The organism is Mesorhizobium zhangyense (assembly GCF_011045115.1).
In the GTDB taxonomy this organism is placed as follows: Bacteria; Pseudomonadota; Alphaproteobacteria; order Rhizobiales; family Rhizobiaceae; genus Mesorhizobium_M; species Mesorhizobium_M zhangyense.
The window spans coordinates 78,534-100,412 of sequence record NZ_JAAKZG010000006.1; the positions used below are offsets into that span (position 1 = coordinate 78,534).

Below are 21,879 nucleotides of genomic sequence, written 5' to 3' on the forward strand. Positions count from 1 at the left end.
TATTAGTTAGTATGAGTGAGATAGATTTCCGACAGCGCTGCCCCTCATCCGCCTGCCGGCACCTTCTCCCCGTATAGTGACGGGGAGAAGGGCGAAGCTCCAACGCTGAAGCCTCCCTCTCCCCGTTTTTCACGGGGAGAGGGTAAGGGTGAGGGGCGGCACTGCCGCCGCAGTAGCGATCACACCGCCTTGCACAACCGCAACAGGCCGGTCATTTCCATCACCGAGCCTTTCTTGAAGGCGATGTATGTCGGCTCTTCCTCGCCGTGGAAGCGGCGTTTGAAGGCGGCCTGGCCCTGCAGGTTGAAGATGCGGCTGTTGACGCTCTTGGAATCGTAGGCGCGGGCGAACATCGTTCGCCAGAAGCCGCTTTCGGAAAAACCGCTGGCCTTGATGTCGGCGAGCGGCGAGAGGCCGAGGGTGACGACGCTGCGGCCTTCCCTACGGAAGCGGTCGACCGCGAATTTGGTCAGGCCGACTTCGGCGTGCGGCGTGGTGCCGACCAGCTTGCGCTTGAAGGAGGTGGTGTAGCCGATGACTTCGCCGTCGCGATGCAGCGGGTCGAAGTCCAGCAGCGCCACCGATTGCCCCTCGGGATCGACGAGCGTGAAGCGGCGCATGCCCTCGCCGGCAGCGGCATCGAATGGACGGTTGAGAAAGCGCATTTCCCAGCGCTTGACGATGCGCTCGGACAGCCATTCCGCCGACAGTTTCTTGACATGCTCAAGCGAGGCGACGCCGCCATCATCCTCGATGATCGAATAGCCCTTTTTGAACAGCCAGCGTTCGGAATAGCGCACCGTTTCGTTGCGCGAGCCGGAAAAATCATGCCTGGCAAGGTCGAGCCTGGTGTCGATGCCCATGCGATTTATGCGGTAGCCAAGGCCGGAAAGCGTGCGGGCGGTGTCCTCGCCGATCTGGACGAACCAAGGCGTGCCGGCGGCCTCGACGAACCGCCGGATATAGTCACCGCGCTCATCGGGTGCGGCCACCGGATCGCCCAGCGCAAAATGCCCGCCCATCTTGGAGGCAAAGGCGACATAGCCATTGTCGTCGCCGAAATAGGAAAGCCCGTTCTGGACCGCAGTGGAGTAGGCAAGTGAGAAATCGCCGTGGCGGCGCAGCAGCTTCAGCCGATCTTCCAGCGCAAGATCGAGGGTCGGCACCCTGGCGGCCCTGCCCTCCATGAAAACGTCGAACCTGTTGCGCAGGGAGGGCATTCGTCAGTCCTTGATCGATAAGCGTAACTGCGTGCCCCTACCGCATCTCAAACCCACATGCGAGCCGCTTGTTCCACCGCACTCTTGCTCAAATTGCGCGGCTGCGCCACAAGGCTTCCAGATTGCACCCGCCACGAGCACCAGATTTCCGGTGATTTAGGAATGACTGCAACAAAAATCGAGGACGTGATCGTAATCGGCTCCGGAGCCGCCGGGCTGGCTGCAGCACATGCGCTGGCCAGGGCCGGGCTTTCTCCGGTGATTCTGGAGCAGGAAGACCGAATCGGCGAGCCCTGGCGGCGACGTCACAAGAACCTGCGGCTCAACACGCACCGCGACCTGTCCCATCTTCCCGGCATAAGGTTTCCACGCGGCACGCCCGCCTTTCCCTCCCGGGTCGAGGTGATCGACCATCTGACGGCCTTCAACGAGCAGCAAAAGCTTGCCATCGAATTCGGCATTTCGGTCGAGGAGATTTTTCGCGACGGCGACGCCTGGGCGGTGAAGACCGACAAGGGTGTCCGCCACGCGCGCGACGTGGTGGTTGCCACCGGGCGCGACCGGAAACCATTCATCCCCTCGTGGCAGGGACTGGCGGATTACGGCGGCAGGCTGATCCATTCGGCCGATTTCGGCGAGGCTTCCGACTACACCGGCAAGAGCGTGCTGGTGATCGGTGCCGGCAACTCCGGTTTCGACGCGCTCAACCATTTGATTCGCGCCGAGACCGGGCCGCTATGGCTGTCGGCACGCAGTGGCCCGACCGTGCTGCCCAAGCGCATCGCCAGCGTCGCGGTGCACAAGGTCTCGCCCCTGACAGCGGCGCTGCCGGTGAAGCTGGCCGACATGGTAATCGCTGCGACGCAGCGGCTGGTGTTTGGCGACATGACCAAATACGGCCTGCCGAAAGCGGCCGGTGGCGGCGCGAGCCGGCTCGGTTCAGACTACACGGCGATTGCCGCCGACGACGGCGCCATGGCGGCGATCAAGAAAGGCCGCATAACGATCGTGCCCGGCGTGCGTGAGTTCGCTGCGGACGGCGTGGTGCTTGCCGATGGGCGAACGATCCACCCCGACGTGGTGATCGCCGCCACCGGCTATCGCACCGGGCTGGACGACATGGTCGGCAAGCTCGGCGTGCTCGACCGCAACGGCACCCCACTGTTCAACGGCCCGCAGGCGGCTCCCGGCTGGCCGGGGCTGTGGTTCACCGGCATGCGACCGAGCCTGCGCGGCTGCTTCCGCAACGCGGTGGTGCAGGGCGAAGGGATTGCGAAGGTGGTTGTGAAGGCGCGGCAGCACTAAGGGCTCCCCTCTCCGTCTCGGCTTCGCCGAGCCACCTCTCCCCATTTCATGGGGCGAGGAACCCAAGCCTTGAAACGCCGCGGCCTTGCAGGACCTAGGTTCCTCGCCCCCGCAACGTGGGGGAGAGGTGGCTCGGCGAAGCCGAGACGGAGAGGGGGTATTCGCGACGACCTACTTAATCATCCGGTTCTTTCAGTCACAGACCAACGACCCCTGCCAACCTCACACCGACTTCGTTATCCCGCCGTCGACGCGGATGTTCTGGCCGGTGATGTAGCTGGAGCGGTCGCTGGCCAGGAAGGCGATGAGTTCAGATACCTCCTCGACGCGGCCGTAGCGGCCCATGGGGATGCGCTCGCGCCGTTCGCCGGCTTCGGGGAGGCTGTCGATGAAGCCGGGCAGGACGTTGTTCATGCGGATGTTCTCGGCGGCGTATTTGTCTGCGAAGAGCTTGGTGAAGGACGCAAGCCCGGCGCGGAATACGCCCGAAGTCGGGAACAGCGCTTCCGGCTCGAAGGCGGCGTAGGTCGAGATGTTGACGATGGAGCCGGACTTCTGCGCCTGCATCACCGGCGTGACCAGACGGGCGATACGCACGGCGTTGAGCAGATAGGTCTCCATGCCGAGATGCCAGTCCTCGTCGGTGATCTCAAGGATCGGCGCGCGCGGGCCGTGGCCGGCGCTGTTGACCACCGCGTCGATGCGGCCCCACTTTTCGACCGTCGCATCGACCAGCCGCTTGAGGTCGTCGTTGGAGCGGTTGGAGCCGGTGACGCCGATGCCGCCGAGCTTTTCGGCCAGCGCCTCGCCCTTGCCGGACGAGGAGAGAATCGCGACCTGAAAACCGTCTTCGGCAAGCTTGCGCGCCGCATCCGCACCCATGCCGCTGCCACCCGCGGTGACGATCGCCGTCTTCAGTTCCGACATTCTTTTTCTCCTTTTCGTGACTTGGCTGCCCGTGCGCGGATGAAAATCCGCCGCAACCAAAATGCATCGCTCAAGAGGTATCGGTGACGCCCCGGCAGGGCAAGACGCTGGTCCAACAGATGGCGAACGACGCTGGCCCATGGCCGCGGGCAAGCCAGCATCTTGACGCCGCTCCAGCTTTGCCCGAGAGATCGCGAAAAGGGGCTGGATGCCATGCACGGCCCTGCCCGCGGAGAACAATTTGTCCCTATCCGGCTTCGCCCAACTCATCGCTTCGACGGTGATATTCCTGCTCGCTGCAACGGGCGCCAAATCCTGGGCGCTCGCACCGAGCATTCCCAAGCTGCTGCTGACGCTGGCGCTCTATTCGCTGGGCAATCTCATCATGCTGCGGCTGGTGCGCGAATTCGGCATGGCCTCGGCCTTCAGCCTGTCGGCCGTCATCCAGCTTGTCGCGGTCAATGTGATCGCGCTCGCCTTTTTCGGCGAGAAACTGAGCCTTGTTCAGAGCGGCGGGATCGTGCTTGCGATCGTGGCTGTCGGGCTGATCACGCTTGGGCCGGCAGCGGGCGGGCAGTAGAATCTTCGAGGCAGGCGCTGCCCCTCACCCTTACCCATTCCGGGGCGAGCCACGGGTCTCGCCCGTCCTTCGGACCCCCGTAAAGAACGGGAGAGGGAGGCGTCAGCGTTGGAGTTTCATCCTTCTCCCCGTCACTATACGGGGAGAAGGTGCCGGCAGGCGGATGAGGGGCAGCTAGGCCTTGGTCGACTAGATCAAACCGCGATCTTGCCGCCGCCCTGCCTGGTGATGGCGACGACGGCCGGGCGTACCGGCATGTCGTCCTTGAAGTCGGGCCAGCGGGTCGACAGGTCCTCGTAGTAAGAGGGGCGGCCGAAGCCTTCCCAGTCCTCGCCGCCATCGCCCGGATGCTGGACGGCGACGAACATCGACTGCATGTCGGGGGCGAGCAGCGGGCCGCACATTTCGGCACCCACCGGCACGCGGAAGAACAGCTTTGAGGTCGCCCTCGCCTCGCCCTCGGTATCGACCGCCCAGATGCCGTCGGTGCGGCCGGTGGCCTTGGGCGAATTGCCGTCGGTGGCGACCCAGAGGCGGCCATCGGCATCGACGGCGCAGTTGTCGGGCATGCCGAACCAGCCATTAGCCGTCGTGGCGGTCGAGAAGGATGCGCCGACCTCGGCAACCGAAGGATCGCCGCATTTCAGCAGCACTTCCCACTTGCCCTTGGTCGCAGCGAAATCGCCGCCCTCTTCCACCAGTTCGATGAGATGGCCGAAGGCGTTTTCGGCGCGCGGGTTGGCGGCGTCGACCTGATCGGCCTTGCGCTTGGTGTTGTTGGTCAGCATGACATAGACCTTGCCGTTGACGGCATTGGGCTGAATGTCTTCCGGCCGGTCCATCTTGGTCGCGCCGAGCAGGTCGCCGGCGCGGCGGGTTTCGATCAGCACGTCGGCCTGGCTGGCAAAGCCGTTCTCGGCGGTCAGCGGGCCCTGGCCGAACACGACCGGCAGCCATTCGAACGAACCGTCATCGGCGAACTTGGCCACGTAAAGCGTGCCTTCGTCGAGCAGGTCGAGATTGGCAGCGCGATCGTCCGGGTTGAACTTGCCGGCGGTGACGAATTTGTAGACGTAGTCGAAGCGCTCGTCGTCGCCGAGATAGAAGACGACCTGGCCGTCTTTGGCGACGATCGATTCGGCACCCTCATGCTTGAAGCGGCCCATGGCGGTGCGCTTCTTCGGCACCGAGTTCGGGTCGTTGACGTCTACCTCGACGATCCAGCCGAAGCGATTGGCTTCGTTCGGCTCCTTGGCGACGTCGAAGCGGTCGTAGAAACTGGCCCACTGATAGGTGCCTTCGGGAATGCCCATGCGCTTGTAGTTGGCGGCTTCCTTGTGGTCGGCAGGCAGTTCGCCGGCGAAATAGCCGTGGATGTTCTCCTCGGCCATGACATAGGTGCCCCAGGGCGTCACACCGCCGGCGCAGTTGTTGAAGGTGCCGAAGACCTTGGTGCCGGCAGCGTCGGCATTGGTCTTGACGCGATCGTGGCCGGCGACCGGGCCGGAAAGCTGCATTTCGGTGGTGGAGGTGATGCGGCGGTTGAGCTTGCCGTCACGCACGACCTGCCACTTGCCGCCTTCCTTTTTGATCTCGACGATGGTGCCGCCATGGGCCGCCATTTCGATGTCGACGCGCTTCTGGTCGGCATCACTGACCTTGATCTTGCCTTCGGCCACAGTGACGATGCCGGGGAACATCAGATGCTCGTTGGTGTATTCGTGGTTGACCACGAGCAGGCCATGCTCGGACGAGCCTTCGAGCGGGATGAAGCCGACATAGTCGTTGTTGTAGCCGAACTGTTTCGCCTGGGCTTCGGCCGACTGGTTGTTCGGGTCGAATTCCGGCGCATCGGCAAACAGCGGATCGCCCCAGCGCAGCAGCACATCGGCGTCGTAGCCGGCGGCAACGTGATGCTTTTCGTCGATGCCGGCCTCGATCTCGTCGAAGTTGAAGGCGGAGCCGCTTGCTGCGCGCGCGTTGTCGGCGGTGATCAGCGCCAGCGGGCTGACGGTGGCGGCGATGGCCGAAACGGCGAGCGAACCTTTCAGGAAACCGCGGCGCGAGAAGCGCGAGGCGATGATTTCGCCCATGGTCGGGTTTTCCGTCGGATTGTGGCCGGGGCCGTCATTCTCCTCGAGCTGGCTGGTGCGGAAAACGGCTTCCGGGGGAAAATGATCGTTCATCAGCGTGTCCTCTGGCTTGATCGGTGGCTTGGGGATGAAACCGACGGCTAAAGCGGCTGCGTAACAGGAAGATGACGCTATCGCGCCGCAGGTTCAAATAACAATGCGCACGGCCTCATCTGCTTGACGGACCATCGGAATTTCCGAAAACCGGGCATGAAAAAATTCGCGGCATTTGCGCCGGCCGGCTTGCCCGCCTATTGAAGGCACCGCATCTATTGTGCCGACGAAACAGCCTGGGGTTTTCATGCCGACATTTCTGGCAAATCTGCGCGGCAAGGTGGAGTTCACCGTGCTGCTTGCGGCGATCATCATCGCCGGCGGGCTATGGGGCTTCGTCGAGCTGATGGAAGTAGCGCGCGACGCGGCCCCTCACGGCTTCGACACGCAGATCCTCCTGGCCTTCCGCACGCCGGGCGACCCAAGTACGCCGATCGGGCCGTTCTGGATGGAGGACGTGATGCGCGACATCACCAGCCTCGGCGGCGGGGCCATTCTCGTGGCCATCGTCACCGTCACGATCATCTACCTCCTGATCACGCGCCGCATTGCGACGGCATTGTTCGTCTTCGTTGCGATCACCGGCGGCCAGGCGCTGAACGGCCTGCTGAAGCTTGGCATCGACCGCCCGCGCCCGGAACTGGTGTCGCATCTGGTCAATGTGCACACGCTGAGCTTTCCGAGCAGCCATGCGATGATGTCGGCGGTGACCTTCCTGACGCTGGGCACGCTGCTGGCGCGGCGGATGACCGGGCGCGCGACCAAGATCTATGTGCTGTTCGTCGCCGTCCTGCTGACTTTCCTGGTGGGGCTCAGCCGCATCTATCTCGGTGTTCACTGGCCTTCGGATGTGCTGGCCGGCTGGTGCGCCGGGTCGGCCTGGGCGATGCTGTGCTGGCTGGTCGGGCGCTGGTTCCTGCGGCAAGGCACTCCGGAAGACGCGGCATCGGGACCTGCTTGATGGATTTACACCTCGTATTCATGCTTGAAACATCATGATAACTGTACCATACATTCATATTGCGGACTCAGACGGGAGTTCTGACCAGTGATCACAGCTGCGCAAATGCGCGCCGCCCGGGCGCTGGCCGGGATAGACCAGAAGACGCTCGCCGAACGCGCCGGCGTTTCGCTTCCGACCATACAGCGCATGGAAGCGAGTGACGGCGTGGTGCGGGGCGTGGTCGACACGCTGGTCAAGGTCATTCAGGCACTTGAGAAATCGGGCGTCGAACTGATCGGGGAAAACCAGCCGAGCGAAGGCAGCGGCAGGGGCGTGCGCCTCAGGCAGCCGGCGCCCGACCGAAATGGTTCCAACGGCTGATCCGCAAAGAGTCGCGACGGCGACCGCCGACATGATGCGAGAGTGACCGGCCTGCCGGCACCGCTGATCCAGCCGACGATCCCGCCGCCTTCATATGCGGAAGGCAGTTCATGGATACGCTTCGTCAATCACGGCATCAGGCATCCCAGAAAGCAGAGCCCAGCTTCGCGGAACTGTTTACGCCGAAGCTGATCACGGTCTTTCGCGAAGGCTATCATCTCCCGCAATTCAAGGCCGACGTGATTGCCGGGCTGACCGTCGCGATCGTCGCATTGCCGCTGTCGATGGCGATCGCGATTGCCTCGGGCGTCGGGCCGGAACGCGGGCTGTTCACGGCAATCGTCGGCGGCTTCATCGTTTCGCTGCTTGGCGGCAGCCGGTTCCAGATCGGCGGCCCGGCGGGTGCCTTCATCGTGCTGGTGGCCGCGACCGCCGACCGTCACGGCATAGACGGGCTGATCCTCGCCACGCTGATGTCGGGCGTCTTCCTCATCGCCACCGGCTATCTGAGGCTCGGCACTTACATAAAATTCATCCCCTACCCGGTGACCGTCGGCTTCACCGCCGGCATCGCCGTCATCATCTTTTCCAGCCAGTTGCACGATCTGTTCGGCCTGACGCTTGCCGGCAAGGAGCCCGGCGAACTGGTGCCCCGGCTGATCGCGCTTGGCGAGGCCGCAAGCACGACGAATGGCTCAGCACTTGCCGTCGCCGTACTGACGATCGCCATCATTATTGCCCTGAAGCGCTGGCGGCCGTCCTGGCCCGGTTTCCTGATCGCCATCGCGGTCGCGTCGCTGGCGGCCGTCGTGCTCAACCTGCCGGTCGAGACGATCGGCACGCGTTTCGGCGGCATTCCGCGCATGCTGCCGGAGCCGGCGTTGCCGATGTTCAGCCTCGACAAGGCCTACGCCGTGCTGCCCGATGCGATCGCCTTCGCGCTGCTCGGCGCGATCGAATCGCTGCTTTCGGCTGTCGTCGCAGACGGCATGACCGGGCGCCGGCACCGTTCCAACTGCGAACTGGTGGCGCAGGGCTTCGCCAATATCGGCTCGGCGCTTTTCGGCGGCATCTGCGTGACCGGAACGATCGCGCGCACGGCAACCAATGTCCGGTCCGGCGCGCATGGGCCGGTGTCGGGACTTCTGCACGCGGTGTTCCAGCTGCTCTTCATGCTCGTGGCTGCGCCATTGGCCGCCTATATCCCGCTTGCCGCCCTTGCCGGACTGCTGGCCGTCGTCGCCTGGAACATGGTGGAGAAGCCCGCCTTCGCCGCCCTGCTGCGCTCCTCACCCGGCGATGCGCTGGTGCTTCTGGCGACATTCGGCCTGGTTATCTTCCGCGACCTGACGACCGGAATCGTCGTCGGCTTCGCGCTCGGCTCGGTATTGTTCATCAACCGCATGTCCAAGGCGATCGCGGTGGAAGCGCACGCGCCGCTGGCCGTCGACGATGTTGCCGATGCCACCAATGGCGGCCGCAATGCCTATGACGCGGCCTCTGCCAGCGACCCGGACACGGTGGTCTACCGCATCTCCGGCGCGTTCTTCTTCGGTGCGGCCTCGACCGTCGGGACCGTGCTCGACCGCATCGCCGACCAGCGCAACAGCTTCGTGCTCGACTGCGCGGCGGTGCCGTTCCTCGATTCGACGGCGGCCAATGTCATCGAAGGCGCGGTGCGCAAGGCAAATCGCGCCGGCGTGCGCTTTTTCATCACCGGCGCCAACCGGCAGACCCGGCGCACCCTGATGGCGCATGGCGTGAAGCCGCCGCATGTCCGCTACAAGGCGACGATCGCCAGCGCGCTGGCGCAGATCAGGGCGGAACGCGACATGCCCGAGGATGTCCCGCTGCATTGAGCGGAATCGCCCGTGCTGAATTCTGTCCTCGGCTAGGCTCGACTTCGAGTTGCCAAAACCCGCCGAAAGCGACAATCTGGCTTCGGCGAGGCGGCTGACGGATGGATGCCGGCCGGGAATGTAGCTTCAGATGGGATCGACCGCGCGGATTTGCCGGGGCTGCTGGGATCAGATGCATATGCCGATCCCTATCAGGGGTCCGCTGGCGCTTCCGTTCCGCATCTGCGGCATCACGCAGAGCAAGATGAACCCGAACATCTGCACGATCTGCGAGCGCTCGTTCCGCTATGTCAAGAAACAGCGGCAGATCTCGGTGCCGGCCACCATCCTGTTTGCCGACATACGCGGCTACACCGACCTGTCGGAGCGTATGGACCCTGTCGTGCTGGGCGAAATCGTCAGCGTCTTCCAGGATCAATGCGCCCAAGCCATCTGGGCGCATGACGGCATCGTCAACAAGCAGATGGGCGACGGCCTGATGGCGATCTTCAACTTTCCGATCAAGACCGAGCGCCACGCCGACGCTGCGGTGACGGCGGCCATCGACATACAGCGGCGCTGCACGTCGGCACTTTCCGCGCTGGCATCGCGTCACGGCGAGACTTCAGCCGGCGCGCTGGGCATCGGTGTCGGCGTTCACACCGGTCAGGTCGAGATCGGGGAATTCTCGACGCTGCGCAGCGATTTCACGGCCATCGGCGGCGTCGTCAACCTGACGGCGAGGCTCGAAGCCCAGGCGGCGGCCGGCGAGATTCTTGTCTCCCCCGAGGCCGCAGTGCAGGCCGCGGGCCTGCTGGCTGGCACAGCAACGCGGGCGTTGACGCTGAAAGGCATTGCGCTGCCTGTGCTGGCCCATGTTCTGAACGCAGGCGGCTGAGCGGCGCTGCACGGAGAGCTTTCATGGAAAGAACAGCGACCTGCTCCTGCGAAAACCTCCGCATCGTCTGCACGGGCGAGCCGGCGAAGGTCTCGCTGTGCCATTGCCTGGCTTGCCAGAAGCGCACCGGGAGCACCTATGGCATCGCGGCCTTCTTTCGCCGTGATGCTGTTCGGATCGAGGGACCGCACAAATCCTATACGCGCCCGTCCGACAGCGGCTTTCCCGTGACGTTTCATTTCTGCCCCGACTGCGGTTCGACCGTGTTCTGGGAACCGCAGCGCCGGCCCGAGTTTGTTGCGGTGGGTGTCGGATCCTTCGCCGACCCGGATTTTCCGGCGCCGACCCAGGCGGTCCATTCCGAATCCCGGCATGGCTGGGTCAAGGACATCGACTGACATCCATCATTGATGGCCGGACTTCGCCGGCGGGTTGACAAGAACAGGGCCGCACGCCATACTTAACTCATAGGTTAAATACATCGGCGAGCGGGCAGTCGAGAAAATCGAAACGGCATTTCCTGGCAATGAGGAGCAAGACCATGGAACCGCATAAAGTCGTATCGCAGCAGGAATGGATGAAAGCGCAGACAGCGCATCTGGTGAAGGAAAAGGAATACACCAGGATGCGCGACAAGCTGCGTGCCGAGCGGCTCGAACTGCCGTGGGTCAAGGTCGAGAAGGAGTATGTCTTCGACACGCCCGACGGCAGGAAGACGCTTTCCGAACTGTTCGACGGCCGCAGCCAGCTGGCGCTATACCACTTCATGCTCGGGCCTGACTGGGAGGAAGGCTGCACCGGCTGTTCCTTCGGCTGCGACCATTTCGACGGCGCCAACCTGCATCTGCAGCACCATGACGTGACGCTGGTGGCCGTTGCGCGGGCACCGCTGGCCAAGATCGAAGCCTACAAGAAGCGCATGGGCTGGCAGTTTCCGTGGGTGTCTTCCAATGGCAGCGACTTCAATTTCGATTTCGACGTGTCGTTCAACAAGGAAGACATCAAGGCCGGCAAGGCGATCTACAATTTCCGCCCGCTCGATTTCGAAATGGACGAGCTGCCCGGCATGACCGCCTTCTACAAGGACGAGAAGGGCGACATCTACCGCACCTTCTCGCAATATGCGCGCGGCGGCGAGGAAGGCATCGGCGCCTACATGATCCTCGATATCATGCCCAAGGGCCGCAACGAAAAGGGCACCATGGACTGGGTCAAGCGCCACGATGAATATGAGGACGATCCGCAGCTGAAGGCGATGATGGCGGGGTCGTGCTGCGGGTGAGATTGGGGCAAGCGTAGGGAAGATCCCCCTCTCCGTCTCGGCTTCGCCGAGCCACCTCGCCCCCGCTTTGCGGGGGCGAGGAACCTTGATTCTGCAAGGCCGAGACGCTTCAGGACTTGCGTTCCTCGCCCCATAAAATGGGGAGAGGTGGCGCGCGAAGCGCGACGGAGAGGGGTCTTCTAGCCGCTTGAATAAAGGCGGTTCAGATCACCCCCAGACCATCAGCGCAGCCAAACCGACCGCGCCGACGATCAGCCGCCACCAGGCGAACAGCGCAAAACCGTGGCGCGAGACGTAGTTGAGCAGATAGCGCACGACGATGACCGCCGTGATGAAGGCGGCAACAAAGCCAACTGAAATGATCGGCAGGTCGGCCGCAGAAAGAATGTCGCGGTTCTTGTAGAGGTCATAGGCAAAGGCTCCGGCCATGGTCGGCATGGCGAGGAAGAAGGAAAATTCCGCCGCCGAGCGCTTGTCGGTGCCCATCAGCAATGCGCCAACGATCGTAGCACCGGAGCGCGAGGTGCCGGGGATCATCGCCAGACACTGGAAGAAGCCGATCTTCAGGCACAGCGACAGCGGGAAATCCATGACGTCGTGATATTTCGGCTTCAGCGCCATCCGGTCGAGGGCCAGAAGAACAAAACCGCCGATGATCAGCATGATGCAGATGAGCCGCGGCGATTCGAACAGCACCGTCTTGATGAAATCATGCGCCAGCGCGCCGATGACGGCCGCCGGCAGGAAGGCGACGAGAATGCCGAGCACGAAACGCTGCGTCCTTGGGTCGCTAGGCAGATCGGTCGCCATCTTCCATAGCCGGCCGAAATAGACCGACAGGATCGCCAGGATCGCGCCGAGCTGGATCAGCACCTCGAAGGACTTTCCCGTCGACTGGAAGCCGAGGAAATGCCCCGCCAAAAGGATGTGTCCGGTGGAGGAGACGGGGATGAATTCGGTCAGCCCTTCGAGCAGGCCGAGCAAAAGGGCTTCGACGATCGTCTGGTGTTCCATGGGTCTCTCGGTGACTTTTTATTAGAATGGGCAGTTGAGGAGGAGCGTTGGAATGATGGGCGCTTGCTTGTCACAGCGCGGAACTATGCCTATAGGTCGGGGCGCTTGACCGCCCGGTGAATCGGGCAGAGATAGAACTACCGGCGCGGCCAAATAAAGACCAGCGCACTTTTTCATCGCAGGACCATGCTGACGCTTTTCCATCACTCCATGTTCGCCTCCTGTCGCTTCGTTCGCCTGGCTTTCGGCGAGTATGGCGAGGAGCTGGCGCTGATCGAGGAAAAGCCGTGGACGCGCCGCAAGGAGTTCCTGGCGCTGAACGCCGCCGGCACGCTGCCGGTGCTGCTGGCCGAAGGCGACGTGCCGATCGTCGGCGCCGGCGTGATCGCCGAATATCTCGACGAGACGCGCGGCGTGCTGAAGCGCGACAAGCGGCTGTTTGCAGAAAACCCGATGGAGCGGGCCGAAATCCGCCGGCTGGTCGACTGGTATCTCGCCAAGATGGACAGCGAAGTGACGCGCCATCTGGTGCGCGAACGCGTGCTGAAGCCTTTGATGCCGAGCGAGATGGGCGGCGGCTCGCCCGATTCGGGTGCGATCCGCGCCGCGCGCGCCAATATCCGCCAGCACATGAAATACACCAACTGGCTCGCCGGCACCCGCCATTGGCTCGCCGGCCCGCGCATCACCTATGCCGATCTTGCGGCAGCCGCCGCCATCTCCGTGCTCGACTATCTCGGCGAGGTCGACTGGCGCGACCACAACGCGGCGCGCGACTGGTATACGCGCGTCAAATCGCGGCCGTCCTTCCGCCCGCTGCTGGGCGACCGGGTGCGCGGCCTTTCGCCGGTGTCGCATTATGCGGACCTCGATTTCTAGCCAACCTGTCCGGGCCGATCGCCTGCGGCAGCTGATCGACCGCGAAGCGGCTCGCGCCGGCTTCGCCGCGGTTGCCGTGACCACGCCCGACGCAATCCCGCAGGCGCCGATGCGGCTGGCCGAATTCGTCGCCGACGGTTTTCATGGCTCGATGGCCTGGATATCGGAGACGCTGCAACGCCGCGCCGACCCGAGCACGCTGTGGCCGGAGGTGCGCTCGATCATCGTTCTGGCGATGAATTACGGGCCGGAAAGCGACCCGCGCGCCTTGCAGGAAAAGCGCGATCGCGGCGCGATTTCGGTCTACGCCCAGAACCGCGACTATCACGACGTGATGAAGGGCCGGCTGAAGGAGATCGCCGGCAAGATCGTCGCCAGGGCCGGCGGCGACGTAAAGGTTTTCGTCGATACCGCGCCGGTGATGGAAAAGCCGCTGGCGCAAAGCGCCGGCATTGGCTGGCAGGGCAAGCACACCAATCTGGTCAGCCGCGAATTCGGCTCGTGGCTGTTTCTCGGCACGATCTTTTGCACCGCAGAGCTGACGCCCGACAAGGCGGAGGAGGACCATTGCGGCTCCTGCCGCGCCTGCCTCGACGCCTGCCCGACCGACGCCTTCCCCGCGCCCTACCGACTCGATGCGCGGCGCTGCATCTCCTATCTCACCATCGAGAACAAGGGGCCGATCCCGCAGGAATTCCGCGCGGCGATCGGCAACCGCATCTATGGCTGCGACGATTGCCTCGCCGCCTGCCCGTGGAACAAATTCGCCCGCGCTGCCTCCGAGGCCAAGCTTGTCGCACGCGACGACCTGCGGGCGCCGGCACTGGCCGATTTTCTGGCCATGGACGATACCGGCTTCCGCGACTTCTTTTCCGGCTCGCCGGTCAAGCGCATCGGCCGGGATCGTTTCTTGCGCAACGTGCTGATCGCGGCGGGGAATTCGGGGGATGCGTCGCTTGCCGCTGCCTGCGAGAGCTTGGCGGCCGACGCCTCGCCGCTGGTGCGCGGGGCTGCGGTGTGGGCGCTGTCGCGGCTGATGGAGCCTACGGCATTTTCCGCGCTGGCAACCAGCGCCCGACAGGACGACGATGCAGATGTGCGCCGGGAGTGGCTTATGGCCACCGGCAACCACCCAGAAATCAGGACACATGCATGACCGTGACAAAACTATTCATCTTCGGCGCCGGCTATTCCGGCAAGGCGGTCGGTCGAGCCAAGCCTGAGGGCGCAAGCGTCGCGGGCACGACGCGCTCGGCGGAAAAATTCCACGCATTGCGGCAGGCCGGGATCGAGCCTTTTGCGTTCGATGGCGCGTTGACCGAAGAGGTCGCGAAAGAGCTTGCCGAAACCACACATCTGCTGATCTCCATCGCGCCGGATGAAGCGGGCGATCCCGTGCTGAACGCGACGCGGGAGGTAATCACCAAAGCCATGCCCAACCTCCGCTGGATCGGCTACCTCTCCACCGTCGGCGTCTATGGCGACCATGGCGGCGCGTGGGTGGATGAGACAGGTGAATGCAAGCCTGTCTCGCGCCGTTCGGTGATGCGGCTGAAGGCCGAGCAGGAATGGCTGGAACTTGGCCGCGAGACCGGCCTGCCGGTGGCGATCCTGCGCCTTTCCGGCATTTACGGGCCGGGACGCAACGCCTTCGTCAATCTGGAGAACGGCACGGCCAAGCGCCTGATCAAGCCGGACCAGGTGTTCAACCGCATTCATGGCGAGGACATCGCCGGTGCCGTCTGGCATCTGGCGGAGCGAAACCTCGGCGGCGTCTTCAATGTCACCGACGACATGCCGGCTCCACCACAGGATGTGGTGACCTATGCCGCCGGTTTGATGAATGTGGAGCCGCCGGCCGAAATTCCCTTCGAGACCGCCCAACTTTCGCCCATGGCACGGTCTTTCTATGGCGAGAACAAGCGCGTTTCCAACGCGGCGATCAAGGCTGCGGGCTACCGCTTCCGCTATCCGGACTATCGCGCCGCATTCGATGCGATGTGGGCAGCGCGGAACTGGAAGGACGGCGAGGCACGCAGCCCGATGAAGCCCAGATGATCGAAGACCGATGCGAAGCGTGGTATGATTCGAAATCGAGCCACTCGTTTACGCTTCGGTAACCAGGGCGTCTCACCCTTGTCGTAGAGGGGCATGACCGGGAAATGCGCATGAAATCCATCCTTCAGGCAGCCGCAAGGCTGACCGGCATCGCCATTGCAGCACTGGCTTTCTCCGGGCTCGAGCCGAGCGGCGCGAGCGCGGATGAGCTGGCGAAGAACCTGTTCGGCAGCGAGAAACTGCCGGCAATGGCCGCCCCGCAATCGATCGGCTTCTACTCCAAGGGCTGTTTTGCCGGCGGCGTGGCTATCGCCACAGACGGCCCAACATGGCAGGCGATGCGGCTTTCGCGCAACCGTCGCTGGGGCCATCCGACGATGATCAACCTGATCGAGAAGTTTTCGCGCGATGCGACAGCCGACGGCTGGCCGGGCCTGCTTATTGGCGACATCTCGCAGCCGCGCGGCGGGCCGATGCTGACGGGGCATGCCTCGCACCAGATCGGACTTGATGCCGACATCTGGTTCACGCCGATGCCGGACCGCCGCCTTTCGCCGACCGAGCGCGAGAATATGAGCGCGGTCTCCATGGTCAACGAGAAGACACATCTGGTGAAGGACAGGCTATGGACGCCTGCCCATACACGGCTGTTGCAACGCGCCGCCAGCTATCCGGAAGTCGAACGCATCCTGGTCAATCCGGGCATCAAGAAGAAGCTGTGCGACACGGTGACGGGCGACCGCACATGGCTGCGCAAGATCCGGCCGTTCTGGGGCCATGACTATCACTTCCATGTCCGCATCGGCTGCCAGCCAGGCTCGCCCGGCTGCAAGCGGCAGGAGGCGACGGCTGCCGGCGACGGCTGCGACAAGTCGCTGGCATGGTGGTTCACCGAGGAGCCGTGGCGCCCCAACAAGAACCCGGACGCGCCGAAGGCACGCGACAAGATGACGATGGCGAGCCTGCCGGCGGCATGCAGGGCTGTGCTGAGCGCTCCCAATCCGGTTTCGGAAGCCGCCGTTACGGTTGGTGGGATGGGCTCGGCGGTTGCCACCGCACCTGCACCGGCGGCGCCCGAGACGGATACGGTCGATGTCGGCGCGCCTCCGGTCCCGGCCAGCGCCTTTGCGCCGACACCGATCAAGCGTCCGCCTTTGCCGGTGGCCAAGCCCTCGAGCCAGAACCGATAGGAATGGGCGGGGGCGGATCTTGCCGCCCCTTTCCTCGCCGCGTTTCCTTCTCTATAGGTTTCAACCGATTTAGTTTAATTCCATCGGCTTTTCTGTGGCATCTCCCTACCGCCTGGCACTGATCGCGCATGACGAGAAGAAGGACGACATGGTCGCCTTCGCGCGTGAGCATGCCGATTTCCTCGCAAGCTGCGACATCGTCGCCACCGGCACGACCGGCCAGCGCGTTCTGGACGCCTGCCCGGACCTCAAGATAACGCGGCTGAAGAGCGGCCCACTGGGCGGCGACCAGCAGATCGGCGCGCTGATTGCCGAAGGCAGGATTGACGGCGTGATTTTCTTCGTTGATCCGCTGACGCCAATGCCGCATGACGTGGATGTGAAAGCGCTGATGCGACTGGCGATCGTCTATGACATTCCGCTGGCGCTGAACCACGCCACTGCCGAGATAATGCTGAACGAGAACGGCGGGCAGCCGTCGCAGACCAGGGATGCCAGATAGATGCCTGTTTCCAGCGACGACGAAGCCGTCCTGCAGTTTCCGATCCTGATCGGCGACATCGGCGGCACCAATGCCCGTTTCGCCATCGTCGTCGATGCCAATTCCGAGCCCGGCGAAACGCGGATCGTGCAGACCGCGAGCTTTGCCTCGATCGACGAGGCGATACAGCAGGCCGTGCTCGACCACACATCGCTGCGACCGCGCTCGGCCGTGCTTGCCGTTGCCGGCCCGGTCGACGGCGACGAGATCAGGCTTACCAACTGCCCGTGGGTGGTGCGGCCAAAGGCGATGTTCGACACACTCGGCCTGCATGACGTGGTCGTGCTCAACGATTTCGAGGCGCAGGCGCTGGCCGTCGTGGCGCTCGGCGAAGAGCATATGGAAAAGATCGGCCCCGGCGAGCCGGAGGAAAATGCCGGCCGTGTCGTGCTTGGCCCCGGCACCGGGCTTGGCGTCGCCGGGCTGATCCATGCCAGCCACAAATGGATACCGGTGCCCGGCGAAGGCGGGCACATGGATATCGGCCCGCGCACGGCGCGCGACCGCGAAATCTTCCCGCATCTTGAAGCGATCGAAGGCCGCATCTCCGGCGAGCAGATCCTGTGTGGACGCGGGCTGGTGAACGCCTACCGCGCCGTCGCCAAGGCCGACGGCAAGGAGCCGCGCTTCTCGACGCCTGCCGAGATCACCGCCGCCGCGCTCGACAAATCCGACGCGATTGCCGTCGAGGCGCTGGAATTCTTCGTCACATGCCTCGGTCGCACCGCCGGCGACCTGGCGCTGGTGTTCATGAGCCGCGGCGGCGTCTATCTCACCGGCGGCATCGCCCAGAAGATCGTGCCGGCGCTGAAGGCCGGAAATTTCCGCGCCGCATTCGAGGACAAGGCGCCGCACAGCGCCCTGATGCGCGACATGCCGGTCTATGTCATCACCCATCCGCTGGCGGCGCTGAACGGGCTTGCAGCCTTTGCCCGCACGCCGTCGCGCTTCGGCGTCGAGACGGCGGGCCGGCGCTGGCAGGCGTAGAGGCATTTCGCGGCATTGCAGCCACAGCGGCAATGTTTCGCACTCCGGCCATAGGCAAGCCGGCATGATGGCGCTATTAGGGGCGCGGAAACGCGGCAGCACGTGCCGCACTATTGCTGAAACGGACGGGCAGACCGGACTTTGAGCCTTCAGACCCAAAAGAAGAAGAAAGCCGACAGCGGCGAGATCATCGCCGTCATCCGGCGCGTTCTGGCCGAGAACGGCCGCGAATATGTCTGGTCGTATGCGATCGCAGCACTCTGCATGATCGCTGTGGCGCTGACCACGGCCTATCCGGCGTGGATCATCAGCAGTGTCATCAACGATATCTTCTATCACCAGCGCAGCGACCTGATCCTGTGGCTCAGTGCCTCGATCTTCGGCGCCTTCTTCATACGCGGGGTTGCCGGCTATGCGCAGGCGGTGATCCTCGCCAAGGTCGGCAACAACCTGGTGGCGCGCTATCAGCGCCGGCTGTTCGACCATCTGATGAAGCTCGGCGTCAGTTTCTTCACCGAAACGCGCTCGGGCCACCTCGCCGCCCAGATCAACCAGAATGTCGGCGGCATACGCGACCTGCTGTCGATGACCTTGACGGCCGTGGCGCGCGATGTCGTGTCGCTGGTTGCGCTGGTGACGGTGATGTTCGTGCAGGATTGGTTTCTGTCGGCGATAGCCTTCGTTATCGGGCCGCCACTGGTCTATGCCGTCAACTATCTCATGCGCCGCCTGCGCCGCGTGACGCGCCAGTCCGTCGAGATCAATTCGCGATTGATCGGCTCGATGCAGGAGGCGACGCAAGGCGTCGCCGTGGTGAAGGCCTTCACCATGGAAGACCAGCTTTCCCGCCGCATGGGCGAGATGATCGAGCGCGCCGAAGAACGGTCGAACAAGATCGCAAGGGTTTCGGAGCGGCTGACACCGATCACCGAAATGCTGGCAGGCATCGCGGTTGCCGGCGTGATTGCCTATGCCGGCTACCGCGCCACCCATGGCGGCGAACTGCCGGGCGCGATCATGTCATTCATCACGGCACTTATGCTCGCATATGACCCGGTGCGCCGCCTGGCGCGGTTGCAGGTCGGGCTCGAGCGTTCGCTGGTCAATGCGCGCATGATCTACGAGATCCTCGATCTCGAGCCGCAGCAGGACGATGCGCCGAATGCGACCCCGTTGAAGGTGGCCAAGGGTGAAGTGCGCTTCGAAAACGTCGCCTTCTCCTATGCGGAACACATTCCGGTGCTGCACGGCGTGAGCTTCGTTGCGGAAGCCGGAAAGACGACGGCGATCGTCGGCGCTTCGGGCGCCGGCAAGACGACGCTGACGGCGCTGCTGGAGCGTTTCTACGATCTCGATTCCGGCGCCATCACGATCGACGGCCAGGACATCGCCAAGGTGACCAAGCAGTCGCTGCGCAATTCGATCGCCTTCGTCTCGCAGCAGCCCTATCTGTTCGAAGGTACGATTGCCGACAACATTCGCTACGGCCGCGAGAACGCGACCGACGAAGAAATCCACCGCGCCGCCGACCAGGCCGCGGCCGACAGCTTCATCCGCCAGCAGCCCAACGGCTACGACACGCCGGTGGGCGAGAACGGCGTGACACTTTCGGGCGGCCAGCGCCAGCGCATCTCGATCGCGCGCGCCATCGTGCGCAATGCGCCGATCCTGCTTCTCGACGAGGCGACTTCAGCGCTCGACAACGAGTCCGAAGCGCGCGTGCAGGAAGCGCTGGCGACGGTGATGAGGGGCAAGACCACCATCGTCATCGCCCATCGCCTGTCGACCGTGGTCAATGCCGACCGCATCATCGTGCTGGAGGATGGCCGGCTGGTCGAGGAAGGCACGCACGAGTCGTTGCTGGCCAATCCGCATGGCGTCTACGCCCGCTTCCACCGCCTTCAGAGCCAGAAGGGGCTGGGACTGGTCGACGACACGAAAACCGTCGAAATGCCACTAAAGCCAGCCAAGCCGGCGAAGGTCGCAAGGAAGAAAAGCGCATGAGCGATATGGGTCTCGTCGTCGTCGGGGCAGCCGGACGCATGGGTCAGACGCTGATCCGCACCATCCATTCCGTGCCGGGCGCGAAAGTGTCGGCAGCCATCGAGCGCGCCGGCTCGCCGCATATCGGCCGCGACGCAGGCGAGCTTGCAGGCATCGGCATCATCAACGTGCCGATCACCGACGACCCGTTGACGGCCTTCGCCAAGGCCGATGGCGTGCTGGATTTCAGCACGCCGGCCGCCAGCGTCGAATTCTCCGGCTATGCCGCGCAGGCGCGCATCGTCCATGTCATCGGCACGACGGGCTGTTCGCTTGAGGACGACGCGGCGATTGCAGCCGCCGCGCGCCACGCGACGATCGTCAAGTCCGGCAATATGAGCCTCGGCGTCAATCTTCTGGCAGTGCTGGTCGAACAGGCTGCCAAGGCACTGGGGCCTGACGATTTCGACATCGAGGTGCTGGAAATGCATCACCGGCACAAGGTCGACGCGCCGTCGGGCACGGCATTGCTGCTTGGCCAGGCGGCTGCCAAGGGACGCGGTATCGATCTTGCCGAACACAGCGTGCGGGTGCGCGACGGCCATACCGGCGCGCGCGAGGCCGGCTCCATCGGCTTTGCCACGCTGCGCGGCGGCTCGGTGGTGGGCGACCATTCGGTCATCCTGGCCGGCACCGGCGAGCGCATCACGCTTTCCCACAATGCAGAGGACCGCTCCATTTTCGCGCGCGGCGCGGTGAAGGCTGCACTTTGGGCGCACGGCAAGAAGCCCGGATTGTATTCGATGCGCGATGTGCTGGGCCTGAGCTAAAGCGGCGTCCACACATCAATCATGAGGATTGAAATGACCGGAACTCTCGTGCTTGTCCGCCACGGCCAGAGCGAATGGAACCTCAAGAACCTCTTCACCGGCTGGCGCGACGTCGACCTCACCGAGCAGGGTGTGAGCGAGGCCAAGGCGGCCGGCCAGAAGCTTGCCGTGCGCGGAATGAAATTCGACATCGCCTACACTTCAGTGCTGAAGCGCGCGCAGCGGACCTGCCAGTTCATCCTCGACGCCACCGGCCAGAACGATCTGAAGACCGTGCGTGACGCGGCGTTGAACGAGCGCGACTATGGCGACCTCAACGGCCTCAACAAGGACGATGCCCGCGCCAAATGGGGCGAGGAGCAGGTGCATATCTGGCGCCGGTCCTATGATACCCCGCCGCCCGGCGGTGAGAGCCTGAAGGATACCGGCGCCCGCGTATGGCCCTATTATATGCACGAGATGCAGCCGCATGTGCTGCGCGGCGAAACGGTGCTGGTGGCCGCCCACGGCAATTCGCTGCGGGCGCTGATCATGGCGCTGGAGGGGATTTCCGGCCCCGACATCGTCAAGCTGGAACTCGGCACCGGCGTGCCGGTCGTCTACAGGCTCAACGCCGATTCGACCGTGGCCTCGAAAGAAGTGCTTTCGGCGTAGGCCTGTCCTGCCGAGAACCTACCCGATGTGATTCGTGATGAGCCGGCGCAATGCATTTGCGTCGGCTTTTTGCGTCTTTGCCGCAGGCTTTGCCGGCGGATTCATTGCCGGCCGGCCGCGCATTCGTGGCAAGAATGCCGACCTGAACTATCTTTTTGTTTGAACGTGATTTTTTGCCGAAAG

At 63.8% G+C, this 21,879-nt stretch carries 21 protein-coding genes; 17 read left to right on the forward strand and 4 right to left on the reverse strand.

Annotated elements, in window-relative coordinates; translation table 11 throughout:
* Positions 1-179: 179 nt before the first annotated feature.
* Positions 180-1,220 carry a phosphatidylglycerol lysyltransferase domain-containing protein gene (locus tag G6N74_RS15960; RefSeq protein ID WP_165118943.1) on the reverse strand — a complete coding sequence of 347 codons (1,041 nt, stop codon included), beginning with the start codon at positions 1,218-1,220 and terminating at the stop codon, positions 180-182.
* Positions 1,221-1,382: 162 nt separating this feature from the next.
* Between G6N74_RS15960 and G6N74_RS15965 the strand changes: the two genes are divergently transcribed.
* A complete protein-coding gene (locus tag G6N74_RS15965) occupies positions 1,383-2,525 on the forward strand; it encodes a flavin-containing monooxygenase (protein ID WP_165118944.1) in 1,143 nt (380 codons plus the stop codon).
* Between the two features lie 222 nt (positions 2,526-2,747).
* Here the strand turns inward: G6N74_RS15965 and G6N74_RS15970 are convergent, their stop codons facing one another.
* On the reverse strand, positions 2,748-3,452 hold the full coding sequence (locus tag G6N74_RS15970; RefSeq protein ID WP_165118945.1) for an SDR family oxidoreductase: 705 nt from the start codon (positions 3,450-3,452) through the stop codon (positions 2,748-2,750).
* Between the two features lie 241 nt (positions 3,453-3,693).
* Here G6N74_RS15970 and G6N74_RS15975 point away from each other — a divergent pair, with 241 nt between their 5' ends.
* A complete protein-coding gene (locus G6N74_RS15975; RefSeq protein WP_091911726.1) occupies positions 3,694-4,032 on the forward strand; it encodes a hypothetical protein in 339 nt (112 codons plus the stop codon).
* A 194-nt stretch (positions 4,033-4,226) separates the two neighbouring features.
* On the opposite strand, the gene G6N74_RS15980 is transcribed toward G6N74_RS15975, so the two are convergent.
* Positions 4,227-6,218, reverse strand: coding sequence for a PhoX family protein (locus G6N74_RS15980; protein ID WP_165118946.1), 1,992 nt, complete (start codon positions 6,216-6,218; stop codon positions 4,227-4,229).
* A 247-nt stretch (positions 6,219-6,465) separates the two neighbouring features.
* Here G6N74_RS15980 and G6N74_RS15985 point away from each other — a divergent pair, with 247 nt between their 5' ends.
* The 6 genes from G6N74_RS15985 (at position 6,466) to G6N74_RS16010 (ending at position 11,560) form a co-directional block, all read left to right on the forward strand.
* A complete protein-coding gene (locus tag G6N74_RS15985) occupies positions 6,466-7,179 on the forward strand; it encodes a phosphatase PAP2 family protein (protein WP_165118947.1) in 714 nt (237 codons plus the stop codon).
* An 87-nt stretch (positions 7,180-7,266) separates the two neighbouring features.
* Positions 7,267-7,542, forward strand: a complete 276-nt coding sequence (locus tag G6N74_RS15990) for a helix-turn-helix domain-containing protein (protein ID WP_091911282.1) — start codon at positions 7,267-7,269, stop codon at positions 7,540-7,542.
* A gap of 110 nt (positions 7,543-7,652) precedes the next feature.
* A complete protein-coding gene (locus tag G6N74_RS15995; protein WP_165118948.1) occupies positions 7,653-9,401 on the forward strand; it encodes a SulP family inorganic anion transporter in 1,749 nt (582 codons plus the stop codon).
* Between the two features lie 130 nt (positions 9,402-9,531).
* Positions 9,532-10,278 (forward strand): adenylate/guanylate cyclase domain-containing protein, encoded by a 747-nt coding sequence (locus G6N74_RS16000; RefSeq protein WP_165118949.1) that lies wholly within the window; start codon positions 9,532-9,534, stop codon positions 10,276-10,278.
* A gap of 23 nt (positions 10,279-10,301) precedes the next feature.
* Positions 10,302-10,676 carry a GFA family protein gene (locus G6N74_RS16005; protein WP_165118950.1) on the forward strand — a complete coding sequence of 125 codons (375 nt, stop codon included), beginning with the start codon at positions 10,302-10,304 and terminating at the stop codon, positions 10,674-10,676.
* A gap of 143 nt (positions 10,677-10,819) precedes the next feature.
* Entirely contained in the window at positions 10,820-11,560 is a 741-nt protein-coding gene (locus G6N74_RS16010) for a DUF899 domain-containing protein (RefSeq protein WP_165118951.1), read from the forward strand.
* Positions 11,561-11,767: 207 nt separating this feature from the next.
* Here the strand turns inward: G6N74_RS16010 and G6N74_RS16015 are convergent, their stop codons facing one another.
* Complete coding sequence (locus tag G6N74_RS16015; protein WP_165118952.1) at positions 11,768-12,574, reverse strand: undecaprenyl-diphosphate phosphatase; 807 nt, start codon at positions 12,572-12,574, stop codon at positions 11,768-11,770.
* 186 nt (positions 12,575-12,760) lie between these two features.
* Between G6N74_RS16015 and G6N74_RS16020 the strand changes: the two genes are divergently transcribed.
* From G6N74_RS16020 to G6N74_RS16060, 9 genes are all read left to right on the forward strand, one after another.
* Positions 12,761-13,453, forward strand: coding sequence for a glutathione S-transferase family protein (locus tag G6N74_RS16020; protein WP_091911294.1), 693 nt, complete (start codon positions 12,761-12,763; stop codon positions 13,451-13,453).
* Positions 13,434-14,609 carry a tRNA epoxyqueuosine(34) reductase QueG gene (queG, locus tag G6N74_RS16025; RefSeq protein ID WP_165118953.1) on the forward strand — a complete coding sequence of 392 codons (1,176 nt, stop codon included), beginning with the start codon at positions 13,434-13,436 and terminating at the stop codon, positions 14,607-14,609. The genes G6N74_RS16020 and queG overlap by 20 nt, the downstream gene beginning before the upstream one ends.
* A complete protein-coding gene (locus G6N74_RS16030; protein WP_165118954.1) occupies positions 14,606-15,511 on the forward strand; it encodes an SDR family oxidoreductase in 906 nt (301 codons plus the stop codon). Before queG ends, G6N74_RS16030 begins: the two co-directional genes overlap by 4 nt.
* 110 nt (positions 15,512-15,621) lie before the next feature.
* Complete coding sequence (mepA, locus tag G6N74_RS16035) at positions 15,622-16,701, forward strand: penicillin-insensitive murein endopeptidase (RefSeq protein WP_165118955.1); 1,080 nt, start codon at positions 15,622-15,624, stop codon at positions 16,699-16,701.
* A gap of 94 nt (positions 16,702-16,795) precedes the next feature.
* Positions 16,796-17,203 (forward strand): methylglyoxal synthase, encoded by a 408-nt coding sequence (locus tag G6N74_RS16040; RefSeq protein WP_165118956.1) that lies wholly within the window; start codon positions 16,796-16,798, stop codon positions 17,201-17,203.
* A complete protein-coding gene (locus tag G6N74_RS16045; protein ID WP_165118957.1) occupies positions 17,204-18,229 on the forward strand; it encodes a glucokinase in 1,026 nt (341 codons plus the stop codon). It begins immediately after the preceding gene.
* A 141-nt stretch (positions 18,230-18,370) separates the two neighbouring features.
* Positions 18,371-20,233, forward strand: a complete 1,863-nt coding sequence (locus G6N74_RS16050) for an ABC transporter ATP-binding protein (RefSeq protein ID WP_165118958.1) — start codon at positions 18,371-18,373, stop codon at positions 20,231-20,233.
* Positions 20,230-21,042: a 4-hydroxy-tetrahydrodipicolinate reductase gene (gene dapB / locus G6N74_RS16055; RefSeq protein WP_165118959.1), complete on the forward strand. Its 813-nt coding sequence runs from the start codon at positions 20,230-20,232 to the stop codon at positions 21,040-21,042. The genes G6N74_RS16050 and dapB overlap by 4 nt, the downstream gene beginning before the upstream one ends.
* Before the next feature lie 33 nt (positions 21,043-21,075).
* On the forward strand, positions 21,076-21,696 hold the full coding sequence (locus G6N74_RS16060) for a 2,3-bisphosphoglycerate-dependent phosphoglycerate mutase (RefSeq protein ID WP_165118960.1): 621 nt from the start codon (positions 21,076-21,078) through the stop codon (positions 21,694-21,696).
* Positions 21,697-21,879: the final 183 nt, after the last annotated feature.

Coding starts and splice junctions, on each gene's coding strand:
- queG (WP_165118953.1), top strand. CDS start 13,434: ATGCGGACCTCGATTTCTAGCCAACCTGTCCGGGCCGATCGCCTGCGG.
- G6N74_RS16000 (WP_165118949.1), top strand. CDS start 9,532: ATGGGATCGACCGCGCGGATTTGCCGGGGCTGCTGGGATCAGATGCAT.
- G6N74_RS15995 (WP_165118948.1), top strand. CDS start 7,653: ATGGATACGCTTCGTCAATCACGGCATCAGGCATCCCAGAAAGCAGAG.
- G6N74_RS16060 (WP_165118960.1), top strand. CDS start 21,076: ATGACCGGAACTCTCGTGCTTGTCCGCCACGGCCAGAGCGAATGGAAC.
- G6N74_RS15985 (WP_165118947.1), top strand. CDS start 6,466: ATGCCGACATTTCTGGCAAATCTGCGCGGCAAGGTGGAGTTCACCGTG.
- dapB (WP_165118959.1), top strand. CDS start 20,230: ATGAGCGATATGGGTCTCGTCGTCGTCGGGGCAGCCGGACGCATGGGT.
- G6N74_RS15960 (WP_165118943.1), bottom strand. CDS start 1,220: ATGCCCTCCCTGCGCAACAGGTTCGACGTTTTCATGGAGGGCAGGGCC.
- G6N74_RS16015 (WP_165118952.1), bottom strand. CDS start 12,574: ATGGAACACCAGACGATCGTCGAAGCCCTTTTGCTCGGCCTGCTCGAA.
- G6N74_RS15965 (WP_165118944.1), top strand. CDS start 1,383: ATGACTGCAACAAAAATCGAGGACGTGATCGTAATCGGCTCCGGAGCC.
- G6N74_RS16005 (WP_165118950.1), top strand. CDS start 10,302: ATGGAAAGAACAGCGACCTGCTCCTGCGAAAACCTCCGCATCGTCTGC.
- G6N74_RS16045 (WP_165118957.1), top strand. CDS start 17,204: ATGCCTGTTTCCAGCGACGACGAAGCCGTCCTGCAGTTTCCGATCCTG.
- G6N74_RS15970 (WP_165118945.1), bottom strand. CDS start 3,452: ATGTCGGAACTGAAGACGGCGATCGTCACCGCGGGTGGCAGCGGCATG.
- G6N74_RS15980 (WP_165118946.1), bottom strand. CDS start 6,218: ATGAACGATCATTTTCCCCCGGAAGCCGTTTTCCGCACCAGCCAGCTC.
- G6N74_RS16020 (WP_091911294.1), top strand. CDS start 12,761: ATGCTGACGCTTTTCCATCACTCCATGTTCGCCTCCTGTCGCTTCGTT.
- G6N74_RS16010 (WP_165118951.1), top strand. CDS start 10,820: ATGGAACCGCATAAAGTCGTATCGCAGCAGGAATGGATGAAAGCGCAG.
- mepA (WP_165118955.1), top strand. CDS start 15,622: ATGAAATCCATCCTTCAGGCAGCCGCAAGGCTGACCGGCATCGCCATT.
- G6N74_RS16030 (WP_165118954.1), top strand. CDS start 14,606: ATGACCGTGACAAAACTATTCATCTTCGGCGCCGGCTATTCCGGCAAG.